Raw genomic sequence first — 12,405 nt, forward strand, 5'->3', positions numbered from 1 at the left:
CAGGTACGCCCGATTCCGCTTTCCACCGCGGGTGTCATGGGACGTTTCGGACTTCGTGAGTCGCTGCCCACGCCCGCACCTCGAGGAGCGCCTCGTGTCGCCAGCGCCAGAGCGGGGCGAACTTCGTGCCGTCGTCCGCCCAAGCCCGGGTCAGCAGCCAGATCTGCCGTCGGTGGCCGACCCCGCGATCATCGCGCCACTCGACGTACGCGTCGTCGAGCACCGCGGTGATGCCCGCACGCGGTGCGGTCCACGACGACAGGAAGCCGGAGTACCGGAGGGTTTCGTCGGACAGGTGCACGGCGACGCGACGGAGCCTGGCCGTGGCCCAGGTCCCACCGGCGATGAAGGCGACACCGAGGACGAAGACGAACACCCGCGCCGATGCTCCGGGAACGAAGGCCACGCTCGCGAGTGCGACTCCTGTCCCGATCATCACCGGGCCGAACACGATGAGGTTCAGGATGCGATCCAGGCGCGGCGGACGGATCGTCGTCACGGCAGGGCGTCCAGATCGGCGAGTGCCCGCTCGGCGTCGGCGATCCGATCGGCCTCGGGGCGCGTCCACCACTCCGGGCCGCGTTCGCCCAGACCGTGCTTCGCGAGCCCGTTCCGGTGCCGAGCCGCGGCCAGCGCAGCGTCGTCGCCGGCGCGCTTCGCGGTCTTCACCGCGTTGCGCCCGCGCCCCAGGTGGGAGCGGAGCGCGGCCGCGAGTTCCTCGGGCAGGGCCGGGTCGGTGCGGCGCCAGCGTCGGCCGTTCACCACGAAGTAATGGTCGTCGGCTTCGGCGGTCATGCCCCGAGTCTGCACCGTCAGTGATCCCCGGTAGACAGGAGTCGATGAGCAACGACCGCGCCCGCCCGATGCTCGACGTCCGTCGGATCTACGCCGAGCCCGCTGCCCTCGAACTGCAGCGCGGGCAAGAGGTGATCGGGCGCTGGCCGGACGCCGAGATCGTGCCGGTGGAGTCCCACTGGAACATCCCCGAGGTGCACGGCGACGAGCGCAACGTGCAGCGGTGGGTCCGGATCAAGACCGAGGCGCTGGTGCTCGGCGTGAAGAAGTCGTTGATCACGCGACCGAACGGCCGCTCCGCCGACTTCATCGCGCCCTCGACGGCGAACGGCTGTGCGATGGCGTGTGCGTACTGCTACGTCCCGCGGCGCAAGGGCTACAGCAACCCCGTCACGGTGTTCGCCAACATCGACCAGATCACGAAGCACGTCGCTCGCAACATCGCGAAGCAGGGGCCGAAGACCGAGCCGAACCAGTGCGATCCCGGGTCGTGGGTGTACGACATCGGCGAGAACAGCGACTGCTCGGTCGACGCGATGATCAGCGACAACGTCCGTGACCTGTGCGACCTGTTCCGGATGACCCCGACCGCGAAGGCGTCCTTCGCGACGAAGTACGTCAACCGCGAGTTGCTCGACTGGGACCCGATGGGCCGCACGCGCATCCGGTTCTCGCTCATGCCGCACGACACCGCGAAGGTCACCGACATCCGGACGAGTCCCGTCGCCGAGCGGATCGCTGCGGTGAACGAGTTCGTCGACGCCGGCTACGAGGTCCACCTGAACTTCTCGCCCGTCATCGTCACCCCGACGTGGGAGTCCGACTGGACCGAGCTGCTGCGGCAGGTCGACGACGTACTGTCACCGGCCGCCAAGGCGCAGATCGCGGCCGAGGTGATCTTCCTCACGCACAACCAACCCCTGCACGAGGTCAACCTCGGCTGGCACCCGAAGGCCGAGGACCTGCTCTGGCGCCCCGACCTGCAGGAGCAGAAGGTGTCGCAGAACGGCGCGGTGAACGTCCGCTACCGGTCCGGGATGAAGGGGCAGCTCGTCGAGCGCTTCCGCGAGCTCGTCGCCGAGCACCTGCCGTCCTGTCGGATCCGCTACGCCTTCTGACGGCCGGCGGGCTGGTTGCGCTCCGCCAGGGCCCGACGGACCTGATCGCCGCGCAGGGGGCGTCCGGCCAGCACGCCGCGCGGGACGTCCACCGCCCGGAACCCGTCGAGCACCAGGTCCACCCAGCGTCGGTACGCCTCGGGTGCGACCCGGCCGAACGTGCGGATCGTCTCCGCGATCGACAGCTGCAGGAGTGCGACGTCGGCCAGGGTGGCGTCGGCGCGGATGACCGCGGCCGCCTGTCCGGCTGTGAAGAGGGCGTCGATCCCGTCCTGCACGGCGATGCGGAGCCGGAGCAGTTCCGGAGCGTCGCGGTAGTCGGTGGTCATGAGTTCGCTGAAGCCGGTGCGGCGCGCCTCGATCGCCGCCGTCTCGCGGACGAAGGTCGCGAAGCCCTCCCACGGGTCCGAGGCGGACAACTCGCGGCAGTGCTCGACGAGGTCGAGCACCTCGTGCATCGGCTCGACCAGGACGGCTTCCCACAGCGCCGCTCGGGTCGGGAAGTGCCGGTACAGGGTCGCGTTGCCGAGTCCCGCTGCGACCGCGATCGGTTCCAGTGCAGCCTGGAGGCCGTGGTCGGTGAACGCGGACCGGGCCGCGTCGACGAGCGCCTGACGGTTCCGGGCGACGTCTCGGCGGGTCATGCACCGAGCCTAGATCGCGTGGCCGGGAATACGGGGAGCAGTCCCCGGTTTGAAACGGGGACAACCATCCGTTTCACCACCTGGAGTTCCCCGTGCACATCGCAGCCATCGTCCTGTCCCTCGTCCTCGCCGTGGCCCTGCTCGGGTCGGGCGTCATGAAACTCGTCCGCAACCCGAAGATCGTCGCCTCGATGCAGGCCGTCCACGTCACTCCCTCGCAGATGACCGTCCTCGGTGTGCTCGAGGTCGCCGCTGCCGCCGGGCTCGTCATCGGCATCTGGTGGGTGCCGCTCGCCATCGCCGCGGCCATCGGCGCGGTGGTCTACTTCGTCGGCGCCGTGGTGGCGCACCTCCGAGCGCACGACAAGGACCTGCAGGGCGCCGTCGTCCTGCTGGTGCTGTCGGTCGCGACGCTCGTGGTGCTCCTGCTCGCGCTGTAGCCCGCTGTTCCGGGCCGACGGCTCAGGGGATGAGTCGGTCGGCCCGGTAGCGCGCGAACAGGTCGGCGAACGCGCGTTCGGTCCGGCGGAAGGCCGTGAACCCGGCCTCGCGGCTCTTCCCCATGTCGGTGACGACCTCCATCGCGCGACCGAGGTCGGCGTCGGTGTGCCACCACGAGGCGAGCCGCGTGATGTCCGCCTCTGCCAGACCGTGTCGCTCGGCGATGCCGGCCCACTCCGACTCGTACGGCGCCATCTGCTGCTCGAGCGGACGCGGCTCGTCCTGGTACCCGACCACACGGGCCGGGTCGACGCCGAGGTGTGCAGCCAGGCGCGGCCACATCCAGCGCCACCGGAAGACGTCGCCGTTCACGATGTTGAAGGCCTCGTCGGCACCCTCGGGTGCGGTCGCCGCCCACACCATCTGCTCGGCGAGGATCCCCGCCTCGGTCATGTCGGTCAGGCCGTTCCACTGCGCCTCGCTGCCCGGGAACACGAAGTCCAGGTCGAGCTCCTTCGCGAGCGTCGCCTGCACCGCGATCGTCAGGCCCATGTTCATGGCGTTGCCGACGGCGTGCCCGATCACGGTGTGCGAGCGGTGCACCGACCACGTGAAGCCCTGGCGCTCGGCGGCGGCGAACAGCTCGTCCTCTTGCGCGTAGTAGAAGTTCGGGGTGTCCAAGCGGGGTTCTTCCTCGTGGAAGGGTGTGTCCGGCATCTCGCCCGCGGCGTAGGCCTCGAACGGGCCGAGGTAGTGCTTCAGCCCGGTCACGAGCGCCACGTGCGCCAGCGGGGCGTGCGCGAGTGCGGCGAGCAGGTCGCGGACCATGCCGCCGTTCACGCGGATGTTCTCCGCTTCGGTCTCCTGGCGCTGCCACGCGGTGAAGAACACGTGCGTGGGACGCTCGTCGGCCAGCGCGGCGCCGAGGCTGTCGGGATCGCGGAGGTCCGCGGCGACGGTCCGGACGTCCTGCTGGGGGAGCGGTCGGCGGGACAGCGCGGTCACGTCCCAGCCGAGGTCGAGCAGGTGGCCCACCAGGGCGGAGCCGGTAATGCCGCTCGCTCCCACGACGAGGGCTCGGGGCTGGGCGGAGGTCGGTTCGGTCGATCCGGTTGCAGTCATCCCCGTCCCCAACCGACGGTGCACGACAGGTGTTCCCTCACCGCGGGCGGCGGATGCGGATCGGACCCTTCGCTGTCGACGGGTCCACGACGGAGCCGCCCTGGGTGATCTCGACCTCGCCGCGCGCCATCATGCGCTGGGCTGCTCGACGGGCGGGTTCCATGAGCGGGCGCCAGTCGTCCGGTTCGAGCGACCGAGCGACCTCGGACGGGCAGATGCTCGAGGTGCGTGCCCGTGCGGCGAGCAGCTCGTCGATGCGCTGTTCGAGTGCCAGGTCCGTTCGGTCCACTCCGTGGCGACGGCAGGCGCGGGAACACCACTTGGTTTCGGGTGCCGCCGTCGACGGCATCCGACGGCCGCACGACGCACAGGTCCGATCGGCCTGTGCCGACTCCGACGCCGCAGCGTCCGCTTCCGTCCTGATCGCACGTCCCATGGGCACATCCTCGTCCTGCCGTCCCTGTCCGTTCCCAGCACGGGAGCGCCCAGCACAGGCGCGGCTGGCAGCATCGGAGCGGTGAGCACCGACACCGCACCCTCCCGTCCGCCCGAGCCCGCCTGGGTGCCGCACGTCATGTGGTGGCACGTGTACCCGCTCGGGTTCGTCGGGGCGGACGTCCGCCCGGGAGTGCCGGTCGAGGAGCGCGCCGTCGAGCACCGTCTCGGCCGCATCGAACCCTGGCTCGACCACGTGGTGGACCTCGGCTTGAACGGCCTGGTGCTCGGGCCGGTGTTCGCGAGCTCCACCCATGGCTACGACACGGTGGACCACTTCCGGATCGACCCTCGGCTCGGCGACGACGCCGACTTCGACCGTCTGGTGTCCGGGGCGCACGAGCGGGGGGTCCGGGTCCTGCTCGACGGTGTCTTCAACCACGTCGGCCGTGAGCACCCGGCGTTCCGGGCGCTCGAAGAAGAGGGACCGGACGCGGCGACCGCTGGCCTGTTCGCGATCGACTGGTCGGGGTGGACGCCGGGGCAGCCGGTTCCCGTCGGGTTGTTCGAGGGACACGACATCCTCGTGGCGCTGGACCACGACAGCCGAGCGACCGAGGACCTCGTCGTCCAGGTGATGACGCACTGGCTGGAGCGCGGGATCGACGGCTGGCGCCTCGATGCTGCGTACGCGGTGCCACCGGCGTTCTGGGCCAGGGTGCTGCCGCGGGTGCGGGAGCGGTTCCCGGACGCGTGGTTCAGCGGTGAGGTGATCCACGGCGACGCGGCGGCGATCGCGCGGGAGTCGACCATGGACTCGTTGACGCAGTACGAACTGTGGCAGGGCATCTGGCACGGCATCGCGGACGGCAACGGCCACGAGCTGGCGCACGCGATCGAGCGGCACGACGCCCTGCTCGAGACGTTCGCCCCGACGACCTTCATCGGCAACCACGACGTCACCCGCATCGCGAGCGCCGTGGGGGAGCAGTTCGCCGGGCACGCGGCCGCGGTGTTGTTCACCGTCGCCGGCACCCCGATCGTCTACGCGGGCGACGAGTACGGCTGGACCGGGGTGAAGGAGGAACGCGAGGGTGGCGACGACGCGGTCCGACCGGAGTTCCCGGACACACCACCCGCAGCGGGGGACCTGACGCACGCGTACGAGGCCCTGATCGCCCTGCGCCGCCGCAACCCGTGGTTGCACCGGGCGCACACCGACGTGGTGCACCTGACGAACACGGCGGTCGTCCTGCGGACCGCGACGTCGGACGCGGCCGTGGTGACCGCCCTGAACCTGTCGGCCGATCCCGTCGAGGTGCCCGCGGCGGATGCGACGCAGGTGGAGGCGGGCGGTGCCGATCTCGGGGACGGAACCCTGCGCCTCCCGGCCAGGGGTTGGGCCGTCGCGTCGCGATCGTGAGCAGAAAAGGTCGGGTCCCCACAGAGGACCCGACCTTTTCTGTTCACCAAGCGACCGCGAACGCGACCGCGGACGCCCCTACTTGCGCGCGGCGGCCGCCCGACGCTTGTTGAACACGTCGAACGCGACGGCGGCGAGCAGGACCAAGCCCTTGATGAGCGACTGGTACTCGGTGCCGACGCCGAGGATCGACATACCGTTGTTGAGCAGACCGATGATGAGACCACCGACGATGGCGCCGGGGACCGTGCCGATGCCGCCGGTGACCGCTGCGCCACCGATGAACACCGCGGCGATGGCGTCGAGTTCGAAGCCGTTGCCCGCACCGGGTGCCGCCAGGTTGAGCTGACCGGTGAAGACCACGCCGGCCAGGGCCGAGATGACCCCCATGTTGACGAACAGCATGAACGTGACGCGCTTCGTCTTCACGCCGGACAGCTGCGCGGCCAGGGCGTTGCCGCCGATGGCGTAGACGTGGCGGCCGAACACCGCGCTCCGCATGATGACCGAGTAGATCACCACGAGCGCGCCGAGGATGACGAGCACGATCGGGGTGCCGTTGTAGCTCGCGAGCAGCAGGGCCACGTAGACGACCAGCACGACGCCGAAGACGAGCTTCACGATGAACCAGGCGAACGGTTCGCTCTCGAGCTGGTACTTGCGGCGGGTGGCCCGGCCGCGGAACGCCGTGACCGCCATGACCGCCGCGGCGGCGAAGCCGAGGATCATCGTGAGCGGCTCGTACCCGGTGGTGCCGAACGACGGCAGGAAGCCGGAGCCGAGAGCACGGAACCCGTCCGGGAACGGCGAGATCTGCTGGTTGTGCAGCACGATCTGCGCCGCACCGCGGAAGGCGAGCATGCCGGCCAGGGTGACGATGAACGCCGGGATCCCGAAGTAGGCGATCCAGAACCCCTGCCAGGCGCCGACGAGCGCACCGACGACCAGGCACAGCACGACGGCGATCGGCCACGGGATGTGCCACTGCGTGATCATCACGCCGGCCATGGCGCCGGTGAAGGCGACGACCGACCCGACGGACAGGTCGATGTGCCCGGCGATGATGACCATCACCATGCCGATGGCGAGGATGAGGATGTAGCTGTTCTGGACGATCAGGTTCGAGACGTTGATCGGGGCCAGGGTGATGCCGTTGGTCGTCACCTGGAAGAAGACGACGATGACGATCAGCGCGATGAACAGGCCGATCTGTCGGAGCTGCCCGGTGAGGTAGCCGGCGGCGGACTTAAGCGCGTTCATTGACAGGGGTCTCCCGTTCCTGGGTCATGTACTGCATGAGGACCTCTGGGGTGGCCTCGGAGCGGGGCACATCGGCGGTGATGGTGCCCTCGGAGAGTGTGTAGATGCGGTCGCAGATGCCGAGGAGCTCCGGGAGCTCCGAGGAGATCACGATGACCCCCTTGCCCTGGTCCGCGAGGCTGTTGATGATCGTGTAGATCTCGTACTTCGCACCGACGTCGATGCCGCGGGTCGGCTCGTCGAGGATGAGCACGTCCGGGTCGGTGTACATCCACTTCGACAGGACGACCTTCTGCTGGTTGCCGCCGGAGAGCTTGCCCGTGATGACGTCGACGTTCGGCGCCTTGATGTTGAGGTTCTTCAGGAACTGCCCGGCGACCGTGGTCTCCTCGGACGCGTTCACGAAGCCCCAGCTGGCGAGCTTGCCGAGCGCCGACCCGGAGATGTTCCGTTTGATGTCGTCGATCAGGTTCAGGCCGTAGCGCTTGCGGTCCTCGGTGACGTACGCGATGCCGTGGTCGATCGCCTGCGACACCGTGTGGGTCTTGATCGGCTCGCCGCGCTTGTAGACGGTGCCGCTGATGCCGGATCCGTACGACCGGCCGAACACGCTCATCGCGAGTTCGGTCCGCCCGGCGCCCATGAGCCCGGCGATGCCGACGATCTCGCCGGCGCGCACGTTCAGGTCGACCTGGTGGATGATCTCGCGCGACCCGTCGAGCGGGTGGTGGACCGTCCAGTCCTCGATCCGCAGGAGTTCCTCGCCGATGTTCGGCTCGTGCTCGGGGTACCGGTTCGACAGGTCGCGGCCGACCATCCCGCGGATGATGCGGTCCTCGGAGACGTCGTCGGCGTGCATGTCGAGCGTCTCGATGGTCTTGCCGTCGCGGATGATCGTGACCTTGTCGGCGATCGCCTTGATCTCGTTGAGCTTGTGGCTGATGATGATCGCCGTCATGCCCTCGGCCTGCAGCGAGCGGATGAGCTCGAGCAGGTGCGCGGAGTCGTCGTCGTTCAGGGCAGCGGTGGGCTCGTCGAGGATGAGGAGCTTGACCTTCTTCGACAGCGCCTTCGCGATCTCGACGAGCTGCTGCTTGCCGACACCGATGTCCACGATCTTCGTGACCGGGTTGTCCTTGAGACCGACGCGCTGCAGGAGCTCGGCGGCTGCCAGGTTCGTCTTGTTCCAGTCGATGAAGCCGCCCTTGGACCGCTCGTTGCCGAGGAAGATGTTCTCGGCGATCGACAGGAACGGGCTCAGCGCGAGCTCCTGATGGATGATGACGACGCCAGCGGCTTCGGAGTCGTTGATGTTCGCGAACGAGACAGGTGCGCCGTCGAGCAGGATCTCGCCCTCGAAGGAGCCGTGCGGGTAGACGCCCGACAACACCTTCATGAGGGTCGACTTGCCGGCGCCGTTCTCGCCGCAGATGGCGTGGACCTGTCCACGCTCGACCTCGATCGAGACGCCCTGCAGGGCCTTCACGCCGGGGAACGTCTTGGTGATGTCACGCATCTCGAGGATCGTGTCCGTCACGTCGACCGCCTTCCGTGGTGCGCGCCGTGGCGCGCGGATGGGGCGGACGGGAGGCACGGGGCGGGGTCGACCCGTGCCTCCTGTCCGACAGGTGGGTTGCGACTACTTCAGGTCGGCTTCGGTGTAGTAACCCGAGTCGACGAGGACTTCCTTGTAGTTGTCCTTGGTGACGACCGTCGGCTGGAACAGGAAGGTCGGGACGACCTTGACCTTGTTGTCGTAGCTCTTCGTGTCGTTGACCTCGGGCTTGTCACCGGTGAGCAGGTCCTCGGCCATGGTGACCGACTGCTTGGCGAGCTTGCGGGTGTCCTTGTAGATGGTCGAGTACTGCTGACCGGCGATGATCGACTTGACCGAGGCCGCCTCGGCGTCCTGGCCCGTCACGATCGGCAGCGGACGGTCGCTGGTGCCGTAGCCGGCACCCTGCAGCGCCGAGATGATCCCGATCGAGATGCCGTCGTACGGCGAGAGCACGCCGTCGAGCGTGGTGCCGCCCGAGTAAGACTTCGCGACCAGGTTCTGCATGCGGGCCTTGGCGGTCGCCGGGTCCCACTGCTGCGTGGCGGCCTGCGAGAGCTGGTCCTGACCCGACTGGATCTTCAGCGTGCCGTCCTCGAGGTACGGCTTGAGGGTCTTCATGGCGCCGTTGAAGAAGAAGCTGGCGTTGTTGTCGTCGAGCGAGCCGGCGAAGACCTCGATGTTGAACGGGCCCTTCTCGCCGGTCTTCTCGCCCTTGTCGTCGAGGACGCCGAGGCCGGTGAGCAGGCTGGTCGCCTGGTCGACGCCGACCTTCTCGTTGTCGAACGACACGTAGTAGTCGACGTTCTTGTTGCCCGTCAGCAGGCGGTCGTAGGAGATCACCTTGATGCCGGCCTTGGCGGCGGCGTCGAGCTGGTCGGAGAGGGCTCCGCCGTCGATCGACGCGATGATGAGGACCTTCGCGCCCTTCGTGATCATGTTGCTGACCTGCTGGGCCTGCTGCTGGACCTTGTTGTCGCCGTACTCGAGGTCGACCTTGTAACCGGCCTTCTCGAGGTCGCTCTTGACGGCGTCGCCGTCCTTGATCCAGCGTTCCGAGACCTTGGTCGGCATGGCGACGCCGACGAGGGCGCCCTTGTTGTCGTTGCTGCTGCCGCCGCCGTCGGTGGACGCGCGGCCACCGGCCGAGCAGCCGGCGAGTGCGATCGCGATGCCGAGGGCTGCAACGCCCGCGATGATCCTGCGCTTCGTCATCGAAGTACCTCTGTTCCTCTCGCGTCGTCCTCGACGCGCTCAGGTGCCGGGGCTGCTGTGCCCCGAGGGATGTGCTCGTGTGAGCGCTCACATACTGGGGCTTTCGTAACGGGGTGTCAACTCGACCTGACCGTTTCGCGATCTTGCCGCGCGGGCCGGACTGCGCGGTACGGTTGGCCTCGTGACGACCACGACCGCCCCAGGGGGCACGGGCGGCAAACGCCGGAAGGCTCCGACGATCTTCGACGTCGCCGAGCGCGCGGGCGTCTCCCACCAGACCGTCTCGCGCGTCATCAACGGCGACCCGACGGTCCGCGACGCCTTCCGCACGCAGGTCACCGACGCCGTCCACGACCTCGGCTACCGGCCCCGCGCCGCCGCCCGCGCACTCGCCGGGGGGCGGAGCCGCGCGCTCGGCATCATCACCGCCGGCGACGCGCTGTACGGTCCGTCGAGCACCGCGATCGGCTTCGAACGCGCAGCCCGGTCGGCCGGGTACCACGTGCTGCTCTCCACCCTGCCCGAGGAACCGACGCCGTCCGACCTGTCCGGTGCACTCACGACGCTGCTCGCGCAGGACGTCGCCGCGATCGTGCTCGTCGCCGCGGACAACCGGGTGCTCGACGCCCTCGGGTCGCTCACCGTGCCGGTCACCGTGCCGGTCGTCGTGTCGAACGCCGTGCAGCGCGACGCCGTGCGGACCCCGGCGGCGTCGACCGTCGCCGCGGTCGCGATCGACCAGGCCGCCGGGACGTCGCTCGTGATGGAACACCTGTTCGCGCGCGGGTACCGGCGGATCGTGCACATCGCCGGCCCGCCCGTCTCGCAGGAGTCCGAGGTGCGTCGCGCCACGTACGTCCGGATCATGCAGGACGCCGGCCTCGAGCCCGTCGTGCTCGACGGCGACTGGACCCCGGGGAGCGGGTTCGCGGCCGCACGGCACATCGACGTGACGGCCGTCGACGCGGTGTTCGCCGGCAACGACCAGATGGCGCTCGGGGTGCTCCACGCCTTTGCCGACGAGGGCCTGCGCGTGCCCGACGACATCGCGGTGGTCGGGTTCGACGACGTGCCGGAGGCCGCGCACTTCACCCCGCCGCTGACCACCGTGCGGCAGGACTTCCGGGCGATGGGGGAGCGGGTGCTCGACACCGTGCGGGCCCTGGTCGAGGGCGAGCCGCGCGACGAGACGCTGCTGGCGCCCGAGCTCGTGGTGCGCCGGTCGGCGTAGAGCGCACGGTGCGGGGTTCTCCGGCCGGGGCGACGTTCTGCCGTGCGCGGGGCAGCGGCGCACGGTGCCGCCTTGCCCATCCGGTGCGAGGTTGGTCGCTCGGTGCGGCGCTACAGCCCCTCACCGAGCGAGCAACCTCGCACCGGCCGGACAGGGGCGCACGGTGCGGGGCCGTGCCTACCTCGCACCGGCCGGAGGCCGACCCGACCGTCAGCCCTTCAGGGCGCCCGACGACAGGCCTGCGACGTAGAACCGCTGCAGCCCGACGTAGAGCGCGATGCACGGGATCATCGCCACGACCGACCCGGCGACGAGGTTGCCGTACGATACCTGGCCGTACGCCCCGGTCTGCAGGTTGAGCAGCGCCACCGGCAGCGTGTAGAGCGAGTCCTTCGTCAGGAACGTCAGCGCCCCGAGGAACTCGGTCCACGACGCCAGGAACGCGTACAGCGCAGCGGTCGCGGCCCCGGGCAGCAGGAGCGGGCGCAGCACCGACACGACGACCCGGAAGCGTGAGGCCCCGTCGACGAACGCCGAGTCCTCGAGCTCGGTCGGGATCGACTCGAACGCGTTCCGCATCACGAACACCCCGAACGGCAGGTTCACCGTCGTGTAGAACAGCACGAGCCCGAGCAGCGAGTTCGTGAGTTTCATGGCGTTCATCTCGAGGTACAGCGGGGTGAGGATCGCCTGAAACGGCACCATCATCGTCAGCAGCACCAGACCGAACACGATGCCCGACCCGCGAAACTGGAAGCGGGCGAACCCGTACCCGGCCATCGTGGCGATCACGGCGGTCAGCACCGCGGTGGCGATCGACACGATCAACGAGTTGAACACGCCGGTCAGCAGGTGCGACGACGAACTGAAGACGGCCGCGAAGTTCTGCCAGCCGAGCTGGAAGAAGGTCGCGGGGTCGGCGGCCTGCGTGATGACGGCCTCGGACTGGAACGCCCGCAGGATCGACCACAGCAGTGGGACACCGAAGACGAGCACCGACCCGACGCCGGCGATCACGTACAGGGTGCGCTTGACGGCGGTGTCGCGGGGGTGCCGGACGCTGCCCTGGTGGTGTCGTCGACGGCGTCCGTCGCCGGTGGTGGTCAGCGTGCGGGTGGACAGGTCCGGCGCCGCGAGGCCGGCACGGGAGGTCGTGGTGCTCATGG

The 12,405-nt window shown here is 69.2% G+C and carries 13 protein-coding genes; 4 read left to right on the top strand and 9 right to left on the bottom strand.

The window, feature by feature from the left end; all coding sequences use genetic code 11:
• Window positions 1-34: 34 nt before the first annotated feature.
• Entirely contained in the window at window positions 35-499 is a 465-nt protein-coding gene (locus GVL05_RS06415) for a hypothetical protein (protein WP_123938473.1), read from the bottom strand.
• Window positions 496-795: a biopolymer transporter Tol gene (locus GVL05_RS06420; protein WP_123938474.1), complete on the bottom strand. Its 300-nt coding sequence runs from the start codon at window positions 793-795 to the stop codon at window positions 496-498. The genes GVL05_RS06415 and GVL05_RS06420 overlap by 4 nt, the downstream gene beginning before the upstream one ends.
• A gap of 44 nt (window positions 796-839) precedes the next feature.
• Here GVL05_RS06420 and GVL05_RS06425 point away from each other — a divergent pair, with 44 nt between their 5' ends.
• Complete coding sequence (locus GVL05_RS06425) at window positions 840-1,913, top strand: spore photoproduct lyase family protein (protein WP_123938475.1); 1,074 nt, start codon at window positions 840-842, stop codon at window positions 1,911-1,913.
• On the opposite strand, the gene GVL05_RS06430 is transcribed toward GVL05_RS06425, so the two are convergent.
• Window positions 1,901-2,557 carry a TetR/AcrR family transcriptional regulator gene (locus tag GVL05_RS06430; protein WP_159572344.1) on the bottom strand — a complete coding sequence of 219 codons (657 nt, stop codon included), beginning with the start codon at window positions 2,555-2,557 and terminating at the stop codon, window positions 1,901-1,903. The genes GVL05_RS06425 and GVL05_RS06430 overlap by 13 nt on opposite strands.
• 92 nt (window positions 2,558-2,649) lie before the next feature.
• On the opposite strand from GVL05_RS06430, the gene GVL05_RS06435 reads away from it, so the two are divergent.
• Window positions 2,650-2,997 (top strand): DoxX family protein, encoded by a 348-nt coding sequence (locus GVL05_RS06435; RefSeq protein ID WP_159572346.1) that lies wholly within the window; start codon window positions 2,650-2,652, stop codon window positions 2,995-2,997.
• Between the two features lie 22 nt (window positions 2,998-3,019).
• Here GVL05_RS06435 and GVL05_RS06440 read toward each other — a convergent pair whose 3' ends face one another.
• The gene (locus tag GVL05_RS06440) at window positions 3,020-4,120 is read right to left on the bottom strand and encodes an SDR family oxidoreductase (RefSeq protein WP_132099949.1); all 1,101 of its coding nucleotides are present in this window, start codon (window positions 4,118-4,120) and stop codon (window positions 3,020-3,022) included.
• A gap of 37 nt (window positions 4,121-4,157) precedes the next feature.
• Window positions 4,158-4,409, bottom strand: coding sequence for a DUF3253 domain-containing protein (locus GVL05_RS20130; protein ID WP_235035881.1), 252 nt, complete (start codon window positions 4,407-4,409; stop codon window positions 4,158-4,160).
• Between the two features lie 228 nt (window positions 4,410-4,637).
• On the opposite strand from GVL05_RS20130, the gene GVL05_RS06450 reads away from it, so the two are divergent.
• Window positions 4,638-5,978, top strand: coding sequence for an alpha-amylase family glycosyl hydrolase (locus GVL05_RS06450; RefSeq protein ID WP_235035882.1), 1,341 nt, complete (start codon window positions 4,638-4,640; stop codon window positions 5,976-5,978).
• Window positions 5,979-6,056: 78 nt separating this feature from the next.
• Here the strand turns inward: GVL05_RS06450 and mmsB are convergent, their stop codons facing one another.
• From mmsB to chvE, 3 genes are all read right to left on the bottom strand, one after another.
• The gene (gene mmsB / locus GVL05_RS06455) at window positions 6,057-7,238 is read right to left on the bottom strand and encodes a multiple monosaccharide ABC transporter permease (protein WP_111086259.1); all 1,182 of its coding nucleotides are present in this window, start codon (window positions 7,236-7,238) and stop codon (window positions 6,057-6,059) included.
• On the bottom strand, window positions 7,225-8,775 hold the full coding sequence (gene mmsA / locus GVL05_RS06460) for a multiple monosaccharide ABC transporter ATP-binding protein (protein WP_159572348.1): 1,551 nt from the start codon (window positions 8,773-8,775) through the stop codon (window positions 7,225-7,227). The genes mmsB and mmsA overlap by 14 nt, the downstream gene beginning before the upstream one ends.
• A 102-nt stretch (window positions 8,776-8,877) precedes the next feature.
• Window positions 8,878-10,008 (bottom strand): multiple monosaccharide ABC transporter substrate-binding protein, encoded by a 1,131-nt coding sequence (gene chvE / locus GVL05_RS06465; RefSeq protein WP_111086261.1) that lies wholly within the window; start codon window positions 10,006-10,008, stop codon window positions 8,878-8,880.
• Window positions 10,009-10,189: 181 nt separating this feature from the next.
• On the opposite strand from chvE, the gene GVL05_RS06470 reads away from it, so the two are divergent.
• Entirely contained in the window at window positions 10,190-11,239 is a 1,050-nt protein-coding gene (locus GVL05_RS06470; RefSeq protein ID WP_159572350.1) for a substrate-binding domain-containing protein, read from the top strand.
• 210 nt (window positions 11,240-11,449) lie between these two features.
• On the opposite strand, the gene GVL05_RS06475 is transcribed toward GVL05_RS06470, so the two are convergent.
• Complete coding sequence (locus GVL05_RS06475) at window positions 11,450-12,403, bottom strand: carbohydrate ABC transporter permease (RefSeq protein ID WP_159572352.1); 954 nt, start codon at window positions 12,401-12,403, stop codon at window positions 11,450-11,452.
• Between the last annotated feature and the right edge of the window lie 2 nt (window positions 12,404-12,405).

Origin of the sequence: Curtobacterium sp. 18060 (assembly GCF_902706105.1) — a bacterium.
GTDB lineage: Bacteria > Actinomycetota > Actinomycetes > Actinomycetales > Microbacteriaceae > Curtobacterium.